The sequence below is a fragment of the Nocardia sp. NPDC057668 genome (assembly GCF_042799795.1).
Classification (GTDB): Bacteria; Actinomycetota; Actinomycetes; order Mycobacteriales; family Mycobacteriaceae; genus Nocardia.
Genome location: NZ_JBHVIC010000001.1, coordinates 85,372 through 103,103 on the forward strand (window position 1 = coordinate 85,372; position 17,732 = coordinate 103,103).

At 69.1% G+C, this 17,732-nt stretch carries 16 protein-coding genes; 13 read left to right on the forward strand and 3 right to left on the reverse strand.

Annotated features, from left to right (window positions below):
* The first annotated feature begins 42 nt into the window (after positions 1 to 42).
* Together ACFVBH_RS00415 and ACFVBH_RS00420 are read left to right on the forward strand one after the other, a co-directional pair.
* Positions 43 to 1,542, forward strand: coding sequence for an MFS transporter (locus ACFVBH_RS00415; protein WP_378998433.1), 1,500 nt, complete (start codon positions 43 to 45; stop codon positions 1,540 to 1,542).
* Positions 1,543 to 1,571: 29 nt separating this feature from the next.
* Positions 1,572 to 2,468: an SDR family oxidoreductase gene (locus ACFVBH_RS00420; protein ID WP_378998435.1), complete on the forward strand. Its 897-nt coding sequence runs from the start codon at positions 1,572 to 1,574 to the stop codon at positions 2,466 to 2,468.
* Positions 2,469 to 2,633: 165 nt separating this feature from the next.
* Here the strand turns inward: ACFVBH_RS00420 and ACFVBH_RS00425 are convergent, their stop codons facing one another.
* Positions 2,634 to 3,281 (reverse strand): TetR/AcrR family transcriptional regulator, encoded by a 648-nt coding sequence (locus ACFVBH_RS00425; protein ID WP_378998437.1) that lies wholly within the window; start codon positions 3,279 to 3,281, stop codon positions 2,634 to 2,636.
* Between the two features lie 109 nt (positions 3,282 to 3,390).
* Between ACFVBH_RS00425 and ACFVBH_RS00430 the strand changes: the two genes are divergently transcribed.
* Positions 3,391 to 4,416, forward strand: coding sequence for an oxygenase MpaB family protein (locus ACFVBH_RS00430; protein ID WP_354986753.1), 1,026 nt, complete (start codon positions 3,391 to 3,393; stop codon positions 4,414 to 4,416).
* A 5-nt stretch (positions 4,417 to 4,421) separates the two neighbouring features.
* Here the strand turns inward: ACFVBH_RS00430 and ACFVBH_RS00435 are convergent, their stop codons facing one another.
* Positions 4,422 to 4,826, reverse strand: coding sequence for a DUF3224 domain-containing protein (locus ACFVBH_RS00435; RefSeq protein ID WP_378998439.1), 405 nt, complete (start codon positions 4,824 to 4,826; stop codon positions 4,422 to 4,424).
* Between the two features lie 67 nt (positions 4,827 to 4,893).
* On the opposite strand from ACFVBH_RS00435, the gene ACFVBH_RS00440 reads away from it, so the two are divergent.
* Positions 4,894 to 5,685, forward strand: a complete 792-nt coding sequence (locus ACFVBH_RS00440; RefSeq protein WP_378998441.1) for a helix-turn-helix domain-containing protein — start codon at positions 4,894 to 4,896, stop codon at positions 5,683 to 5,685.
* A gap of 50 nt (positions 5,686 to 5,735) precedes the next feature.
* Entirely contained in the window at positions 5,736 to 7,241 is a 1,506-nt protein-coding gene (locus tag ACFVBH_RS00445) for an acyl-CoA carboxylase subunit beta (RefSeq protein ID WP_379001537.1), read from the forward strand.
* A 190-nt stretch (positions 7,242 to 7,431) separates the two neighbouring features.
* On the opposite strand, the gene ACFVBH_RS00450 is transcribed toward ACFVBH_RS00445, so the two are convergent.
* Positions 7,432 to 8,994, reverse strand: a complete 1,563-nt coding sequence (locus ACFVBH_RS00450) for an FHA domain-containing protein (RefSeq protein WP_378998443.1) — start codon at positions 8,992 to 8,994, stop codon at positions 7,432 to 7,434.
* A 416-nt stretch (positions 8,995 to 9,410) separates the two neighbouring features.
* On the opposite strand from ACFVBH_RS00450, the gene ACFVBH_RS00455 reads away from it, so the two are divergent.
* The 8 genes from ACFVBH_RS00455 to ACFVBH_RS00490 all read left to right on the forward strand — a co-directional run bounded on the left by ACFVBH_RS00455 (position 9,411) and on the right by ACFVBH_RS00490 (position 17,705).
* Positions 9,411 to 9,821, forward strand: a complete 411-nt coding sequence (locus ACFVBH_RS00455) for a hypothetical protein (protein WP_354986749.1) — start codon at positions 9,411 to 9,413, stop codon at positions 9,819 to 9,821.
* 315 nt (positions 9,822 to 10,136) lie between these two features.
* On the forward strand, positions 10,137 to 10,517 hold the full coding sequence (locus ACFVBH_RS00460) for an NADH-quinone oxidoreductase subunit A (protein ID WP_354986748.1): 381 nt from the start codon (positions 10,137 to 10,139) through the stop codon (positions 10,515 to 10,517).
* Positions 10,518 to 10,588: 71 nt separating this feature from the next.
* On the forward strand, positions 10,589 to 11,143 hold the full coding sequence (locus ACFVBH_RS00465; protein WP_354986747.1) for an NADH-quinone oxidoreductase subunit B family protein: 555 nt from the start codon (positions 10,589 to 10,591) through the stop codon (positions 11,141 to 11,143).
* Complete coding sequence (locus ACFVBH_RS00470; protein ID WP_354986746.1) at positions 11,140 to 11,913, forward strand: NADH-quinone oxidoreductase subunit C; 774 nt, start codon at positions 11,140 to 11,142, stop codon at positions 11,911 to 11,913. The genes ACFVBH_RS00465 and ACFVBH_RS00470 overlap by 4 nt, the downstream gene beginning before the upstream one ends.
* Positions 11,913 to 13,244 (forward strand): NADH dehydrogenase (quinone) subunit D, encoded by a 1,332-nt coding sequence (nuoD, locus tag ACFVBH_RS00475; RefSeq protein ID WP_378998447.1) that lies wholly within the window; start codon positions 11,913 to 11,915, stop codon positions 13,242 to 13,244. The genes ACFVBH_RS00470 and nuoD overlap by 1 nt, the downstream gene beginning before the upstream one ends.
* A complete protein-coding gene (gene nuoE, locus ACFVBH_RS00480) occupies positions 13,241 to 13,930 on the forward strand; it encodes an NADH-quinone oxidoreductase subunit NuoE (RefSeq protein WP_354986744.1) in 690 nt (229 codons plus the stop codon). The genes nuoD and nuoE overlap by 4 nt, the downstream gene beginning before the upstream one ends.
* Positions 13,927 to 15,243 (forward strand): NADH-quinone oxidoreductase subunit NuoF, encoded by a 1,317-nt coding sequence (gene nuoF, locus ACFVBH_RS00485; RefSeq protein ID WP_378998449.1) that lies wholly within the window; start codon positions 13,927 to 13,929, stop codon positions 15,241 to 15,243. Before nuoE ends, nuoF begins: the two co-directional genes overlap by 4 nt.
* Complete coding sequence (locus tag ACFVBH_RS00490; RefSeq protein ID WP_378998451.1) at positions 15,240 to 17,705, forward strand: NADH-quinone oxidoreductase subunit G; 2,466 nt, start codon at positions 15,240 to 15,242, stop codon at positions 17,703 to 17,705. The genes nuoF and ACFVBH_RS00490 overlap by 4 nt, the downstream gene beginning before the upstream one ends.
* Positions 17,706 to 17,732 lie beyond the last annotated feature (27 nt).

Below are 17,732 nucleotides of genomic sequence, written 5' to 3' on the forward strand. Positions count from 1 at the left end.
TTGCGTCGCATGGACATATCGCAGCTCAATACCGTGCTATGCATGCAACTCAACCTGCTCTCTCGCGATAGCGCGACCGCACCGACGCCGGTCGGGCGCCGCGGTCTGCTGGCGGTGATGTGCGCCTGCGTGGTGCTCGTCGTCGGCATGGTCGCCGCCATCAACCTGGCCGTCCCGATGCTCGCGTCGAGCCCGCTGCACCCCTCCGCCTCCGCCCTGGTGTGGATCGTGGACACCTATGTGATCCTCTTCGCCTGCCTGGTGATTCCCGGCGGCGCGGCCGGTGACCGCTTCGGCCGCAAGGGCGTATTGCTCGCCGGCCTGGGGTTGTTCGCCGCGGGGGCGCTGTTGTCGGCGCTCGCCCCGAACGTGGCGGTGCTGCTCGTGGGCCGCGCCATCACCGGGGCGGGCGCCGCGGCGGTGCTGCCCAATACCCTCGCCGTGCTGCTGCACGCGGTCCCGCCCGAGCGCAAGGGCGCGACCATCGCGACCTGGGCCTCCATGACCGGTATCGGCGGGGTGCTCGGCAATGTGGGTGGCGGCGCGGTGTTGACGGGCGGTTCGTGGCGCTGGCTCTTCCTCGCGATCGTGCCCCTGGCCCTGCTGCTTGCCGCCCTGGTGGCCCGGATCGCGCCGGTGTCGGCACGCCACGACCGCCGCTTGGACCCGATCGGCACGGTACTGCTCGTGGCCGCGTCCGTGGCGCTGCTGGTCGGCATCGTGGAGGGGCCGGTGTCGGGGTGGGGTAGCCCGCTGGTCGTCGCCGGGTTCGCCGGTGCCGCGGTGTTGTTCGCGGTGTGGACGATCGTCGAGCTCCGGGTCGAACACCCCCTGCTCGATCCCCGTCTGTTCCGGCTTCCCGCCCTGCGCAGCGCTTGCCTGGGAATGACCACCGTCTTCTTCGGTATGTTCGCGCTGTTCTACGTGAACGCCTCGTTCCTGCAGTACGCCAAGGGATTCGGGGTGCTGCGGACCGGCCTCGGCATCATTCCGCTGACCGTCCCGGTGATCCTCGGTGCCCGGCATGTCGAGCGGCTGACCCGCCGCATCGGCGTGGACGCCACGGTTGCGCTGGCCTTCGCGTTCGTCGGCGGCGGTCTGCTGGGGCTCTCGACCAGCGGCACGAACACCCCCTACCTTGCGTACGCCGGATGGCTGGTCGTCACCGGAATCGGTGTGACACTGGCACTTCCGACCCTGTCCGCCGCGATATCCGGATCGCTTCCACAGGCGCTGGCCGGAGTCGGCGCCGGATTGCAGGCCACCACCCGCGAGTTCGGCAGCGCCCTGGGCGTCGCGGTGATCGGCACCGTGCTCACCGCGCGGTTCGTGGACGCCCTGCCCGCGGACATCCGCGCCACCGGTGACCCGCACACCGTCGCCCAGGCACTGGCCGGCGCACCCGATCGAGCGAACGAGGTTGTCGCGGCGTTCGTTTCGGGCGCCGACGGCGGATTCAGGTTCGTCGGGATCGCGGTCCTGCTACTCGGCGCGCTCGTGGCGCTTCAGTCACTGCTGTCCCGCCGCGCATCCCGTCGTTGACCGACCCCATCACCCCGAAGGAAAACCCCATGCATGTATTCGTCACCGGAGCCACCGGCTGGATCGGCTCCGCGGTCGTCGACGAACTACTCGACACCGGCCACGTGGTCACGGGCCTGGCTCGCTCGGATGCCGCCGCGACCGCTCTCCGGCGGCAGGGTGCGCTCGTCCGCCGCGGCGATCTCGATGACCTGGACGGTCTCCGGGCCGCGGCCGACGCCGCCGAAGCCGTTGTCCACCTGGGCAACAAGCACGACTGGTCCAACCCTGCCGAAACCATCCGCTCCGAACGCGCGGCGGTGGAGGCGATCGCGGGCGCCCTGGCCGGCAGTGATCGCCCGTTCCTGTTCGCCTCGGTCCTGTCCGGCCTGGTGCAGGGCAGACCCGCCACCGAAGCCGACCCCTCGCCCGCGGTCGGACCCGATTCGCCGCGCGGCGGCTCGGAGAACCTCGCCCTGGAGTACGCGGCGAAGGGCGTCCGCGTCATCGCGGCCCGATTCGCCCCCTCGGTGCACGGCGCCGGTGACACCGGGTTCGTGGCGAATCTCGTTGCGGCAGCACGCCGGCACGGCGTCTCCGCCTATCTCGGCGCGGGCACTCCGGCCTGGGCGGCGATCCATCGCACCGACGCGGCGCGCGTGGTCCGGCTCGGTCTCGAGGGTGCTCCCGCCGGTTCGATACTGCATGTCGTCGCCGAGGAGTCCGTCACCACCCATGACATCGCGCAGGCGATCGGAACCACCCTCGCCCTGCCGGTCACCTCGATCGCTCCCGGCGACGCCGCCGAGCACTTCGGTTTCGTCGGCCGCTTCTTCGGCCTGACCATGTCCGCCGCCAACGCGGACACCCGCCGCCTGCTCGCCTGGAGTCCGTCCGGCCCCACCCTGCTCGAGGACATCCGCGCCGGGGCGTACGACCACGCCTGACGAGGACGCGCCGTCCAGGCAAGCGTGATCCACAGCCCGGGTGCGACCGGTGAATCCCGCGAGTTCACCGGTCGCACCGAGCTTTCCGGCAACCGCGCCGACTACCACCTCGGGATCGCCCCGGCACCGGTCGGCCCTCGCCTCGGACCGTGCCCGGCAGTCGCGTTATGCGTTGATCCCCACCGTGATCAGCTCACCGATCGTCCGCGCGGTCGCCGCCCGCCCGTCGGCGTCGAGTTGCCCGCGCAACACCCGCCGCATCGCGGGTACGGCGATCCCCGACATCGCGTCGGCGATCATGGAGGTGTCCAATTCCGCACGCAGGTAACCGTTTTGGACCCCCTCGGCCAGATACGACGCCGTCGTGGCGGAGAGCTGGTCGGTGAGCTCGTCGATGGCCTCCGGCCGGGCCGCCGGCGCCTGCGACAGCAGGACCCGGACCAGGGTCTGTTCGGTGGCCGCCATGTCCAGCAGACGATGTGCCACGGCGGTGATCTGCTCGCGGAACTGGGCGGCGGACCCGGCCGAGTCCGCGCGCACGGCAGGATCTTCCCGCATCGCCGCCAGCATGCGCCGGATCCCGTAGCCGATGATGCTGTCCATCAGGTCTTCCTTGCCGGTGAAGTACCGGTAGATCGTGCCCTGCCCGATACCGAGGTGCGCGGAGATGTCGGCGATGCGGGTGTTGGCGTAGCCGCGCTCGTCGAAGACCGCGCAGGCCCCCAGGGTTATCTCCTTGCGCCGCCGGTTGGTGAGGTCGTCGTCGGCGCTGCCCGCGCCGTTGGCGCTCGAGCGTGATTTCGCGGCGGTCATGGTGGCCATTCTAGGAGAGCCGGGAGCAGGAGTGACCATTCAGTCAGCGTAGGACTGAATGGTCAGTCAGCTCTTGTCGGATCCGCCTCGGCGTGTCTACCATTGCGGAATGACTATTCAGTCAGCTCACGTGAGCTCTCCCCGTAAGTCCTCTACCAGGTCGAATATCCGCCTGGCCGCCTACGGCGACCGCACCCGCCCCGGATCGGCGCTACACAAGATGCTCAGCGACGGCAGCGCCGTCTACGCCATCGTCCCCGCGTTCGTCTACGTGGTGCTGAGCGAAGCGGGCGGGAAGGGCGTCGACGACCACGACCGCGTCGCGAAGATCGCCAACCGCGATTCCGTCCGCATGGAGGATCTGCTCGTCCGCCTGATCGACAGCCTCGACCTGGTCATCGGATTGGCCTTCGCCGACGACGAGGAACGCGCGGCCATCGGACACGCGATCTGGGAACTGCACCGACACATCGAAGGCACCCTCGACGACGGCACCCCGTATCACGCCTGGAATCGGGAGCTGTGGTCCTGGACATGGGCGGGAATCCTCAAGCCCGTCATGGATTCCTACGAAGAATTACGCGGTCCGCTCGCCCCCGGATTTCTCCAGGACGCGTATGTCGGCTGGCTGCAGCTCGGTGACCTCATCGGCGTCAAGGGTCTACCCGAGGACTACGCCGAATTCCTCCGGTACTGGCGTGAACACTGGAAACCGGTCGCGCTCGACACCGGCGCGGGCCGGTTCATCATGTCCCAGGTCTACTCCCCCATCCTGCCCGGCGTGGCGCCCTGGCTGCCCGGACCGGTGTGGAACACCCTGATGTGGCCGGCCCTGAATCTCCTGCGCACCAGCACCTTCATCGTCATGGATCCGGAGGTGCAGGAGCTGGTGGGGATGAAAGCCTCACGCGCACAACAACTCAGCATCCGCGCCCACCGCGCGGTCTGGAACGCGCTGCCCGCGCGGGTGACCGGGCAGTGGGCGGGAACGTATCTCAGGCTGCGCCTGCGCTACGGCAACACCAGCTGGAAGCGGCACTACTCGGCGGAATCCCTGGCCCGCTATCGCGACGGAGTGAAGGACGCGAAAACGCATGGCGACATCGCGCCCGACCGCCCGTCGAAGCGACACTGAATCGTCTAGGGCAGCCGATAGATCAGGGTGTAGGTGGCCGACGATCCGCCGGATTCGTAGCCGCCGGTTCCGGTGATACCGGCGAGATCCCCGGTTCCCGACCCGGGGACGATGCGCCAGTCGGCGCGGGACTCGCCGGTGGCCGCGAACGTCCCGTTCAGCTCCAGGACGAAACTGCCGGTGCGCCCGCCCAGGGTGCCGCGGGTGCGCTGGAGGCTGTGGAAGGTGCCCGACCCGTCGGGACCGGCGAACATCAGGCCCTGCCAGTCGGCGTCGCCGTCGAGGTCGCCGCGATAGAGGTCGTAGCCCTTGGCGGTGGCGAGGGCGGGAGCGCCGGGGACGGGCGCGTACTCGGTCTGTTCCCAGGATTTCGATTCGATGGCGCCGGTGGCGGTGGTCGTTTCACTCATGGCTCGACGGTATGGCCGAGGCCCGAAGGTGGTCTTGAACAAACGCGAACGCGCGACAATGGCGGGTATGGATCCGACCGTGGACACGCCACCGCGCGGGCTGCTCGATCCCCGCGCCGGCGCCGGGGTGTATCGCGAGGCGCTGATACCGGCGGCGGCCGACCTCGCAGGCATCGTGGCGCATCACTGGGCGGTGCGCTGGGACCTGCGCGGCAGCGCTCCCTACGAGGTCGAGACACTGCCCGGTCCGGCGGTGGTCCTGGTGGTGGAGAGCGGGAAGTGCAGGGTGCACGGCGTGCTGCGCGGGCGGTTCAGCCACGCACTGACCGAGGCCGGGGACATTTTCGGAACCACGTTCCGCCCGGCCGGGTTCCGGCCGCTTCTGCGCCGTCCGGTGTCCGGTCTGACCGACCGGGTCGTTCCCGGTACGGACGTTTTCGGCCCGGCCGCCGAGCGCATGGCCGCGCGGATCGCGAGCACCGGCGACATCGACGAACGCCGGGTGATCGCCGAAACGTTCGTCCGCGACCATCTCACCGCCCCCACCCCCGCGCTCGACCTGGTGAACAGCCTGGTCGACGAGATCATGAACGACCGCGAATGCCTGCGCGTGGACGATCTCGTGGACCGGCACGGCCTGGGAAAACGCGTGCTGCAGAAGCTGTTTCGCGAACACGTCGGCGTCGGCCCGAAGTGGGTGATTCAGCGTTACCGCCTGCACGAGGCCGCCCAGCGCCTGGACGCGCGCGAGATCGAACTCGCGACCCTGGCGGCCGAACTGGGCTACGCCGATCAGGCGCACTTCACCCGCGACTTCAAGGCCGCCGTCGGTCGCTCCCCCGCCGACTACGGCCGCTGACGATCCGGACCTGCGCCGCACCGGACTCCAGTACGTTCGTGATCATGACCATGGAGACCGCGAGTCCGGCGACGGGATTGTCCGAGGTGCTGGCCCGGCGCCAGCTCACCACCGACGCGGCGCGGCCCGAGGCCGTCGAGCGCAGGCATGCCGCCGGACGGCGCACCGCGCGCGAGAACGTCCACGATCTGGTCGACGCGGGCAGTTTCGTCGAGTACGGGCGTTTCGCCACCGCCGCGCAGGAGCGCGGTCGCGAGCTCGCGGACCTGGTGCTGCAGACTCCCGCCGACGGTCTGATCGGCGGCACCGCGACCATCGACGGGCGCTCCTGCGCGGTGCTGTCCTACGACTACATGGTGATGGCCGGAACGCAGGGCATGCGCGGGCATCACAAGTCCGACCGGTTGATCGAAGTGGCGCAACGGATGTCGCTGCCCGCGGTGTTCTTCACCGAGGGTGGTGGCGGCCGGCCCAACGACACCGATTACCCGGTGGTCTCGGCCCTGGACGTCGGGTCGTTCGCGCTGTGGGGTGCGCTGGACACGCCGCGGATCGCGGTGGTCTCGGGCCGGTGTTTCGCCGGGAACGCGGTGCTCGCGGGGTGCGCCGATCTGCGGATCGCGACACCGGACGCGAATCTGGGCATGGCGGGTCCGGCGATGATCTCCGGTGGGGGTCTCGGTGATTACGCGCCCGAGGAGATCGGCCCGGTGTCGGACCAGTTCGCGAACGGTGTCCTGGACATCGTCGTCGCGGACGAGGCCGAAGCCGTCGAGATGGTGCGGCGGCTGCTGTCCTATCTCGAAAAGCCCGGTCCCGCCGGGCAATCGGCGCAGGACCCGCTGTTGCTGCGCGAGGCGCTGCCCGAGCACGATCGCACCGCCTTCGACGTGTGCCCGCTGGTGGAATCGCTGGCCGACGCCGACAGCGTCACCTGGTTGCGCGCGGGCTGGGCGGGCGAACTGGTCACCGCGCTGGCTCGGATCGACGGCATCCCGGTGGGCGTCATCGCCAATCAGTCCGTGACCCACGCGGGCGCGCTCACCGCGGATGCCTCGGTGAAGGCGGCCGACTTCCTCGAACTCTGCGAACGCTGGCGGCTGCCCGTCGTATCCCTGGTCGACACACCGGGTTTCATGGTCGGCCCCGACGCCGAACGCACCGGCCTGGTCCGGCACGCCTCCCGCCTGGTAACCGCCGGCGCGCGCCTGACGGTCCCGCTGGTCGGCGTTGTCCTGCGTCGCGGCTACGGCCTCGGAGCCCAGGCGATGCTCGGCGGCAGCACCCACCGCCCGCTGCTCACCGTGGCCTGGCCGACCGCGCACCTGGCGCCGATGGGCATCGAGGGCGCGGTCCGCCTGGCCCTGGCCAAACAGCTCGCCCAACTCCCCGAAGCCGACCGCGAACCGGTGGTCGCCCAGGCCACTGCCGCCTACCGCGACAACGTCAAGGCCCTGAACGCAGCCCGCGTCTTCGAGATCGACGACGTCATCGATCCCGCCGAGACCCGCCAGGTAATCGCCGCAACCTTGCGTGCGGCAGCTTCGGGGTACTGATCCCGGAACCTGTTCGCACGCTAGCGAAATCGGCTCACGCGGAGCGATGCCGCGATGGTCCGTATGGCTGCGCATCTATCGCTCGGGCCGACGGCGGTGACTACTTCGCCGCCGACCGGCCGCCGGCCTCGACCGGAATGGTCGCACCGTGCCCGTGACTCGTATTTCCGCCCGCCGCGAGCAGTTCGCGCTATCGCTGCCGACGCTGGGAGTCGTAGGTGAACACCCGGCCTCCCAACGTCACTCGCGCGCCGTGCTGAATCGGCGTCGGGTGGCCCGGCATCGCGCGCAGCCAGTCCTGGCGGCCGGGTTGCTGGATGTGGGTGCCGTTCGCCGAGCCCCGGTCGACGACGACCACATCCCATTCGACCAGGCGGATTTCGGCGTGTACGCGGGACATGCCCGCGGACGCGTCGGGGATGCGGACCGGCTGGGCGCCGCGGCGGACCTGGTCCGAGCGTTCGGGTTCGCGGCCGATCACCAGGTCGGAGTCCAGGATGTAGAAGGTGCCGTTGTCCAGTAGCAGGAGGCCCAGGGGCGGGCGGATGCCTTCGCCGAGGACGCGGGTGGGCTGATCGAGGCGGGCGCCGCACTGTGAACACAGGTGTGCGCGTGGGTCGTTGAGATGCCTGCGGGCGCACAGGTAACCGCGCACGATCGGCTGCGCCCGCGGCGGCGTGATGCCGCGCGCTGGGATACCGCCCGAGTTGTATGGATCGCCACTGTGCGGGGTGCGGGTGCCGTCGTGGCCAGGCCCCGCCGGGCGGTCGTTGCCCGCACTCGGGGACCCGTCGTGGGAAGGTGTGTTCACGCGGCCAGGCTCACCGCGCTCGCGCCCCGACTCGGCGGAAAGGTCGCCGGTGTGCCCGGTCGCTGCGCCGGGACCGAGTGTCGACGAGCGATGCGGTTCGGCTCCCCTCTCGCCGTGAACAAGTCCTGTTGGTGGGGAGCCGGCATCACCCTGCTCGGCGTTCTCGGCACCGCTGTCGATGCCGTCGGTGCCGCGTTCGGATTCCGGGTTGCGCAGCCCTGCACCGTGCTCGCCGTTGTATCCGCGCTGTGCCCGGTCGCCGCGATCCATGGACTCCGCATCTCCATGGTCGGCGAGGGATGTGCCGTCGCCGCGTGGCGGCTCGCCGCTGTGCTCCGCCGAATCCCGGTGTGCCGCCACCGAGGGCAGTGTGCGCGGGCGCAGTTCTCGAGCGCCGGCGCCGCGCTGCGCCGCCACCTCCGCGCGCGCACCGAGCCACAGCATCGCGCCGTCACCGGGCATGAGTCCCGAGGACAGTGACCAGATCCCCGGTTCGGGGAGTTCGGTGCGGGGCGAGTCCCCGTCCACGAAGACCGCCGCCGCGTGCGCGGGAGCCGGGGTCACGACCCGGTCGATGGTGAAGCCCGCATCCCGTCCGTGCAGCACCTCGAAGTGATCGGCGTCCTCCAGGATCGCCGTCACCCCGCCGTGCAGGAACACCGACAAGCCTCGGGTTCCCGGTGTCAGCACGCCGAACTCGACCCGATCCTCGTCCGCGCGACCCATCAGCCACTTCGAGACCAGCCGCGCGAAAGTTCTTCCGGTGCGCCGGGTTTCCTGCGAAGCCGCCTCTTGGACGAGTTCGGCCAGGGTGTCCAGCACCGTCACCGCCTCCGAGTCGGCGGTCACCGGTTCGTCCGCGCGGTGCGCGACCACGATGATCACCCCGTCGATACACGCGACCAGGTGCCCACCGGGCACCACTTCCACCCGCCCCTTCACCGGATCGAGCCTCCGCGAAAACGACGGCGCGGCAGCTCGACTCGCGGCGGCAGCGGCCGCGATGAAGGCATCGGTCTCGAACCGTCCACCGGCAGCCACATGCGAAGACCCTCGTTCACGATGGTCACCGGCCCGAACACTGTGGGCCGGTCCTTCTCCCATCGGAATTGCCGAAGCGGGTGATACAGCGCATTCCAGACTACGCCGACCGCGCACTCCCCCGCCGGTTCATCGGTCCACACGTCGGTTTCGATCGGCCTGCCGGTGACAGCTCCCCGCATTCGGCGGATGCTACCGGTCACGACTCACGCATCGACGCCCGGCAACACATTGTGCGACAGGCGATCCGCCGACGCGCACGCGCGTTCGCGCGAAGCTGCCACGAGAGCACCGGTCCGGCACGTACCATCCGGTGCGTGGCTGATGCGAAACGCCCCGCCGTACTGCGGGTTCTCGTCTACAGCAGTGATGCCGACACCAGGAGCCAGGTCATGCTGGCCCTGGGTAGAAGGCCGTATCCAGACCTTCCACCGCTCGAGTATCTCGAGGTGGCGACGGGTCCGATCGTGATCGAGCGCCTGGATGCGCACGAGCATGATCTGCTCATCCTCGATGGCGAGGCTGCCCCGACCGGTGGTCTCGGGCTGGCCAAACAGCTCAAGGACGAAATCGCGGATTGCCCGCCGATTCTCGTGCTGACCGGGCGTCCCGATGATGCCTGGCTTGCCAATTGGTCGCGCGCGGACGCCGCGGTCTCACACCCCATCGACCCCATCCGTCTCACCGACGCCGTGCTCGGGGTAATCCGCAGCCGCCCTGCGGCTTAGTCTTCCATCTCCCCGCCACCAGGGGATATCTCTGTCACGTGACGTCCGCGATTCCGTCGAATCGGTCATGAAAGACCGTTCCGAATGCGATCAAAAGCGGTCGCGAAACGTCATGTATGTTCTCGTGTGAGTTGTAGGCTGTGCCGTAGCTCACATGAGCGCGGGCGTCGGTATCAAAGCAGCCGCGTCAGTCCCCGAAGTCCGTGCCGTCGACGAGCGGCGCCCCGATGCGACTGGCACGGCCGCCGATGCTGTCCGCCCGCCTCGGCAGCTGCCGTCCACACGCGTCCAGTCCGCAGGAGGGGTAGTTCTGTTGTGAATATCGAAGTGCCGACGCTCGTGCTCGGCGCGGTAGCCGCCGCGTTCGCAGTGTTCTCCGTTCTCTTGGCTTCGCTCGTCGGGCCCAAGCGCTACAACCGCGCCAAGCTCGAACCCTACGAATGCGGTATCGAAGCGACCCCGCACGCCATCGGTGGCGGGCCGGGAAACACAGGGGGGCAACGCTTCCCGGTGAAGTACTACCTCACCGCGATGCTGTTCATCATCTTCGACATCGAAATCGTGTTCCTCTACCCGTGGGCGGTCCACTTCGACTCGCTCGGTCTGTTCGGGCTGGCCGCGATGGCGCTGTTCATCTTCAACGTCTCGGTGGCGTACGCCTACGAGTGGAGGCGAGGCGGGCTCAGCTGGGATTGAGCGGCGTCAGGGGGATTCCAACTACACCCCGCGCACGCGGGGTGGTTCCGATCCAGGAGATGTAGTCCGACATGGGTCTCGAGGAAAAACTGCCCAGCGGTTTTCTGCTGAGCACGGTGGAAGATATGGCCGGCTATCTGCGCAAGAGTTCGCTCTGGCCGGCGACGTTCGGCCTGGCATGCTGCGCGATCGAAATGATGGCCACCGGCGGCGGGCGATTCGATATCGCCCGCTTCGGCATGGAGGCGTTTCGCGCGTCCCCGCGCCAGGCCGATCTCATGATCGTCGCGGGCCGGGTGAGCCAGAAGATGGCCCCGGTCCTGCGTCAGGTCTACGACCAGATGACCGAACCGAAATGGGTGCTGGCCATGGGTGTGTGCGCATCCTCGGGCGGCATGTTCAACAACTATGCCGTCGTGCAGGGCGTGGATCACGTCGTGCCGGTGGACATCTACCTGCCCGGCTGCCCGCCGCGCCCGGAGATGCTGTTGAACGCGATCCTGAAGCTGCACGAGAAGATTCAGGAATCCCCGCTCGGCGTCAATCGCGAGGAAGCGATCCGCGCCGCGGAAGCCGCCGCCCTCGGCAGCCCCACCACCATTCAGATGAAGGGGCTGCTGCGATGACCTTCGATTCGACGTCGAATACCGAGAGCCCGCCGGAGGAAAGCGCGATCAAGGCGCAGGGTGCGAGCGAATCCGACTCCCCCGCAACCGAACCCGCGCAGGCCCCGCCCGACGAGGTGATCGGTGTGCGGCAGGGCATGTTCGGTGTGTCCGGCACCGGCGACACCTCCGGCTACGGCCGGCTGGTGCGCACGGTCGCGCTGCCCGGCGGCAGCGCGCCCCCGTACGGCGGCTACTTCGACGACCTGGTCGCGGCGCTGCGCCGCGCGCTCGAGGGCACCGCGTCGCGGTTCGAGGACGCCATCGAGAAGATCGTGGTGTTCCGGGGCGAGTTGACCCTGCACGTGCGGCGTGAGCACCTGCCGGTGGTCGCGCTGACCCTGCGCAACGACGCGGCGCTGCGGTTCGAACTGTGCCTGGGCGTGAACGGCGCGCACTTTCCGGAGGAGACGGGCCGGGAGTTGCACGCGGTGTATCACCTGAACTCCATCACGCACAATCGCCGTGTGCGCCTGGAGATCTCGATTCCGGACGCCGATCCGCACCTGCCCTCGCTCTACTCCGTGTATCCCACCACGGACTGGCACGAGCGCGAGACCTATGACTTCTTCGGCATCCTCTTCGACGGTCATCCCTCGCTGACCCGTATCTCGATGCCCGACGACTGGCGCGGACACCCCCAGCGCAAGGACTACCCGCTCGGCGGGATCCCGGTCGAGTACAAGGGTGCGCGTATCCCGCCGCCCGACGAGCGGAGGACGTACAGCTAATGAACGACACTGACATTCAGTCCCGGCCGGACACCGCGGATCGGCCCGAACGCTCGATCACGCTGGTGGGCAACGACTGGGACGAGATCCGCCAATCCCTCGATGGAGCGGCCGAAGAACGCATCGTCGTGAACATGGGACCGCAGCACCCCTCCACACATGGGGTGCTACGGCTCATTCTGGAGATCGAGGGCGAGACCGTCACCGAGGCCCGGTGCGGAATCGGCTACCTGCACACCGGAATCGAGAAGAACCTCGAGTACCGGAGCTGGGTGCAGGGCGTCACCTTCGTGACCCGCATGGACTACCTGTCCCCCTTCTTCAACGAGACGGCGTACTGCCTCGGCGTCGAGAAACTGCTGGGCATCACCGACGATGTGCCCGAACGCGCCAGCGTCATTCGCGTCATGCTCATGGAACTCAACCGCATCTCCTCGCATCTGGTGGCCCTGGCCACCGGCGGCATGGAGCTGGGCGCGCTCACGCCCATGCTGTTCGGGTTCCGCGAGCGCGAACTGATCCTGGACGTGTTCGAGAACATCACCGGCCTGCGCATGAATCACGCCTACATCCGGCCCGGCGGCGTCTCCCAGGACCTGCCCGAGGACGGCGTGCAGAAGGTCCGTGAGCTGCTGGACCTGCTGCCCAAGCGCCTGCGCGATCTCGAACTGCTGCTCAACGAGAACCCGATCTGGAAGGCCCGCACCCGCAACGTCGGCTACCTGGATCTGACCGGCTGCATGGCCCTGGGCATCACCGGCCCGGTGCTGCGCTCGACCGGACTGCCGCACGATCTGCGCAAGGCCCAGCCGTACTGCGGCTACGAGAACTACGAATTCGACGTCATGGTCGACACGGGCTGCGACTGCTACGGCCGCTACCTCATTCGCGTGAACGAGATGCGCGAGTCGCTCAAGATCGTCGAGCAGTGCTTGGACAAGCTGCGTCCGGGTCCGATCATGGTCTCGGACAAGAAGATAGCCTGGCCCGCGGACCTGGAACTGGGTCCCGACGGCCTCGGCAATTCGCCCAAGCACATCTCCAAGATCATGGGCGAGTCCATGGAGTCGCTGATCCACCACTTCAAGCTGGTGACCGAGGGCCTGCGCGTGCCGCCGGGCCAGGTGTACACGGCGGTGGAATCCCCGCGCGGCGAGCTGGGCGTGCACATGGTGAGCGACGGCGGCACCCGCCCCTACCGGGTCCACTTCCGCGATCCCTCGTTCACGAATCTGCAAGCGGTGGCGGCGATGTGCGAGGGCGGCATGGTCGCCGACGTCATCGCCGCGGTGGCCAGTATCGATCCGGTGATGGGTGGCGTTGACCGATGACAGAGATCCTGCTCAACCTGACCGCACGGCCGATCCCGTATCCGCAGCCGGTGCACGACCGGCTCGAGGTCGACGCCCGGGAGATCATCGCCCGGTACCCGCAGTCGCGCTCCGCGTTGCTGCCGCTGCTGCACCTGGTGCAGTCGGTGGAGGGGTACGTCTCGGGCACCGGCATCGAATTCTGTGCCGAGCAGCTGGGATTGACCGACGCCGAGGTGACCGCGGTCGCCACCTTCTACTCCATGTACCGGCGCACGCGCACCGGTGACTACCACGTCGGCGTGTGCACCAACACGCTGTGCGCGGTCATGGGCGGCGACGAGATCCTCGCCGATCTGAAACAGCACCTGGGCATCAAGCACGGGGAGACCACGCCCGACGGCGCGGTCACCCTCGAGCACATCGAGTGCAACGCCGCCTGCGACTTCGCGCCGGTGATCATGGTCAACTGGGAGTTCTTCGACAATCAGACTCCCGAATCGGCTCGGGCACTGGTGGATTCGCTGCGCAAGGGCGACCAGGTGACGGCCTCGCGCAGCGGCATTCCGCTGTGCACCTTCCGCGAGACCGCGCGCATCCTGGCCGGCTATCCCGACACCCGCCCCGGCGCGACCGACGGCGTCGCGGGCCCGGCCACCCTGGCCGGACTGCACGCCGCCGAGAAGGAACAGGGAGGTACGAAGTGACGACGCTGACCCCCGTTCTCTCCAAGCACTGGGCCGAGCCCGACTCCTGGGATCTGCACGCCTATCGCACGCAGGGCGGCTACCGGGCCCTGCCCAAGGCGCTGCGGATGCAGCCCGACGAGGTCATCGCCACCGTCAAGGACTCCGGTCTGCGCGGTCGCGGCGGCGCGGGCTTCCCCACCGGCATGAAGTGGGGCTTCATCCCGCAGGGCCCCGGTCCGGACGGCGTCACCAAACCGCACTACCTGGTGGTCAACGCCGACGAGTCGGAACCGGGTACCTGCAAGGACATTCCGCTCATGCTGGCGACCCCGCACACCCTGATCGAGGGTGTCGTCATCGCCTCCTACGCCATCCGGGCCTCGCACGCGTTCATCTACGTGCGCGGCGAGGTGGTGCCGGTGCTGCGCCGGTTGCAGGCCGCGGTCGAACAGGCTTACGCCGCGGGTTATCTGGGCCGCAACATCCAGGGTTCGGGCTACGACCTGGAGATCGTGGTGCACGCCGGGGCGGGCGCCTACATCTGCGGTGAGGAGACCGCGCTGCTGGATTCGCTCGAGGGCCGCCGCGGTCAGCCGCGGCTGCGGCCCCCGTTCCCCGCGGTCGCGGGCCTGTACGCCTGTCCGACCGTGGTCAACAACGTGGAATCCATCGCCTCGGTCCCGGCCATCATCGCCAACGGCGTGGATTGGTTCCGGTCGTTCGGCAGCGAGAAATCCCCCGGCTTCACGCTGTATTCGCTCTCGGGTCACGTGACGCAACCCGGGCAGTACGAAGCTCCCCTGGGAATCACGCTGCGGCAGTTGCTGGTTCACGCCGGCGGCGTTCGCGCCGGGCACACGCTGAAGTTCTGGACCCCGGGCGGCTCCTCGACCCCGCTGTTCACCGAGGAGCACCTCGACGTCCCCCTCGACTACGAGGGCGTGATGGCCGCGGGCTCCATGCTAGGCACCAAGGCCCTGCAGATCTTCGACGAGACCACCTGCGTGGTGCGGGCGGTGCTGCGCTGGACCGAGTTCTACGCCCACGAGTCCTGCGGCAAGTGCACCCCCTGTCGCGAGGGCACGTACTGGCTGGTTCAGCTGCTGCAACGGCTCGAGAACGGGCAGGGCCACGAGACCGACCTCGACAAGCTCATGGACATCGCCGACAACATCAACGGCAAATCCTTCTGCGCGCTCGGGGACGGCGCCGCCAGCCCGATCTTCTCCTCCCTGAAGTACTTCCGCGACGAGTACGCCGAACACATCCGCCTCGGCGCCTGCCCTCTGGACCCGGCCAAGACCACCGTCTGGGCTGAAGGAGTGGAATGACCGCGATAGCCAACACCAGCGCCAGCGGTGTGACACCCACCGACATGGTGAGCGTAACCATCGACGGCACAGTGGTTTCCGTGCCCGCGGGCACGCTGGTGATCCGCGCCGCCGAACTCATCGGCGTGCAGATTCCGCGTTTCTGCGACCATCCGCTGCTCGACCCGGTCGGCGCCTGCCGCCAGTGCCTGGTCGACGTGGAGGGCCAGCGCAAGCCGGTGGCCTCCTGCACCCAGACCGTGGCCGAGGGCATGGTGATCCACACCCAGGTCTCCTCCCCCGTGGCCGCCAAGGCGCAGGAGGGCGTGATGGAGCTGCTGCTCATCAATCACCCCCTGGACTGCCCGGTGTGCGACAAGGGCGGCGAATGCCCGCTGCAGAACCAGGCCATGTCCACCGGACGCGCCGAATCCCGGTTCGACGGGGTCAAACGCACCTATCCCAAGCCGATTCCGCTGTCCTCGGCCATCCTGCTGGACCGTGAGCGCTGCGTGCTGTGCGCGCGCTGCACGCGGTTCTCCCAGCAGGTGGCCGGGGACCCGTTCATCGAGCTGATGGATCGCGGGGCGCTGCAACAGGTGGGCATCGCCGCCGGGGAGCCGATGGACTCCTATTTCTCCGGCAACACCGTGCAGATCTGCCCGGTCGGCGCGCTGACCGGCAGCACGTACCGGTTCCGGGCCCGGCCCTTCGATCTGGTGTCCAGCCCGGCGGTGTGCGAGCACTGCGCCTCGGGTTGCGCCCAGCGCACCGATCACCGGCGCGGCAAGGTCATGCGCCGCCTGGCCGGTGACGATCCGCAGGTCAACGAGGAATGGAACTGCGACAAGGGCCGATTCGCCTTCCAGTACGCCACCGAGCCGGACCGGCTCACCACCCCGCTGGTGCGCACCTGGGACGGCACGCTGCAGCCCGCGTCGTGGTCCGAGGCGATCGCGCACGCCGCGCGCGGACTGGCCGCGGCCCGCGGCAACGCCGGTGTGCTGGTGGGCGGGCGCGTCACCCTCGAGGACGCCTACGCCTACTCCAAGTTCGCCCGCGTCGGCCTGAACACCAACGACATCGACTTCCGCGCCCGGGAACACTCCGCGGAGGAGGCCGACTTCCTCGCGGCTCGCATTGCGGGACAGGGCATCACGGTCGATTACGCGGCGCTCGAGCGCGCCCCGATCGTGCTCATGGCCGGGTTCGAGGCCGAAGAGGAATCGCCGATGGTGTACCTGCGCCTGCGCAAGGCGGCGCGCAAGTTCCGCACCGAGATCATTTCCATCGCGCCGTATCTCACGCGCGGTCTGCAACGCATGTCCGGCACCCTGCTCCCGGCCGCGCCGGGCGCGGAATCGCATCTGCTGGAAGCGATTCGGACCGGCACGTCGGACACCTACAAGGTCGCGCCGGGCCTGCTGCACCACATCGGGACCCTGTTGCGCGCGGAGGGCGCGCTGATCCTGGTCGGTGAGCGGCTCGGCGGCATCCCCGGCGGCTTGTCCGCCGCGGCCCGCCTGGCGGACGAGACCGGGGCCGCCCTGGCCTGGATTCCCCGCCGGGCCGGCGAGCGCGGCGCGCTCGAGGCGGGCGCACTGCCCGTCGTGCTGCCCGGCGGCCGACCGGTGGCCGATCCCGTTGCGCGCCAGCAGGTTCGCGACGCCTGGGGCGTGCAGAACCTGCCGACGGAACCGGGCCGGGACACCGCCGCCATCCTGGCGTCCGCGCCGACGCTGGGCGCTCTGCTCATCGGCGGCGTGGAGGTCGGCGACATGCCCGATCCGCACGCCGCGCTCACCGCCATCGACGCCGCGAGCTTCGTGGTCAGCCTCGAGCTGCGGCGCAGCGATATCAGCGATCGCGCCGACGTGGTGTTCCCGGTGGCCTCGGCCATGGAGAAGGCGGGCACCTTCCTCACCTGGGAGGGCAGGCACCGCCAATTCGACGCCGCGCTGCGCGACGCCACCGTGCGCCGCGAGGCCATGCCGATGCCCGAGCATCGGGTGCTGGACGCCATCGCCCAGGAGATGAACGTGCGCCTGGGCCTGCCCGATGTGGCAAGCGCCCGTGCCGAATTGGCCGATCTGGGCGCCTGGGACGGCCCCGCTCCGGCCACCCCCGCCGATCCACCGCAGCCGCCGACGCTGGCGGCCTCGGGCACCGCGGTGCTGGCGTCCTGGCGCATGCTGGTCGACCGCGGCCGCCTGCAGGACGGCGAACCGAATCTGGCCGGCACCGCCCGGCCGCCGGTGGTGCGGCTCTCGCAGGCCACCGCCGCCGAAATCGGCGCCACCACCGGCGATCCGGTCACCGTGAACAACGATCACGGCCACATCACCCTGCCCCTGGTCATCACCGAGATGCCGGACCGGGTCGTCTGGCTGCCCATGAATTCATCCGGCGCCGACGTGCTGGTGCAACTCGGCACCACACCCGGTCACCTGGTGCGTATCCGACGGGAGGACCACCGTGAGTGAGCTCGTGTCGACCGGGGCGTTCGCGGG

Excerpts from the sequence above, each read along its gene's own strand:
- ACFVBH_RS00435 (WP_378998439.1), bottom strand. The coding sequence starts at position 4,826 with ATGAGTGAAACGACCACCGCCACCGGCGCCATCGAATCGAAATCCTGG.
- ACFVBH_RS00425 (WP_378998437.1), bottom strand. The coding sequence starts at position 3,281 with ATGACCGCCGCGAAATCACGCTCGAGCGCCAACGGCGCGGGCAGCGCC.
- nuoE (WP_354986744.1), top strand. The coding sequence starts at position 13,241 with ATGACAGAGATCCTGCTCAACCTGACCGCACGGCCGATCCCGTATCCG.
- ACFVBH_RS00445 (WP_379001537.1), top strand. The coding sequence starts at position 5,736 with ATGGAGACCGCGAGTCCGGCGACGGGATTGTCCGAGGTGCTGGCCCGG.
- nuoD (WP_378998447.1), top strand. The coding sequence starts at position 11,913 with ATGAACGACACTGACATTCAGTCCCGGCCGGACACCGCGGATCGGCCC.
- ACFVBH_RS00420 (WP_378998435.1), top strand. The coding sequence starts at position 1,572 with ATGCATGTATTCGTCACCGGAGCCACCGGCTGGATCGGCTCCGCGGTC.
- ACFVBH_RS00430 (WP_354986753.1), top strand. The coding sequence starts at position 3,391 with ATGACTATTCAGTCAGCTCACGTGAGCTCTCCCCGTAAGTCCTCTACC.
- ACFVBH_RS00465 (WP_354986747.1), top strand. The coding sequence starts at position 10,589 with ATGGGTCTCGAGGAAAAACTGCCCAGCGGTTTTCTGCTGAGCACGGTG.
- ACFVBH_RS00440 (WP_378998441.1), top strand. The coding sequence starts at position 4,894 with ATGGATCCGACCGTGGACACGCCACCGCGCGGGCTGCTCGATCCCCGC.
- ACFVBH_RS00415 (WP_378998433.1), top strand. The coding sequence starts at position 43 with ATGCAACTCAACCTGCTCTCTCGCGATAGCGCGACCGCACCGACGCCG.
- ACFVBH_RS00470 (WP_354986746.1), top strand. The coding sequence starts at position 11,140 with ATGACCTTCGATTCGACGTCGAATACCGAGAGCCCGCCGGAGGAAAGC.
- ACFVBH_RS00490 (WP_378998451.1), top strand. The coding sequence starts at position 15,240 with ATGACCGCGATAGCCAACACCAGCGCCAGCGGTGTGACACCCACCGAC.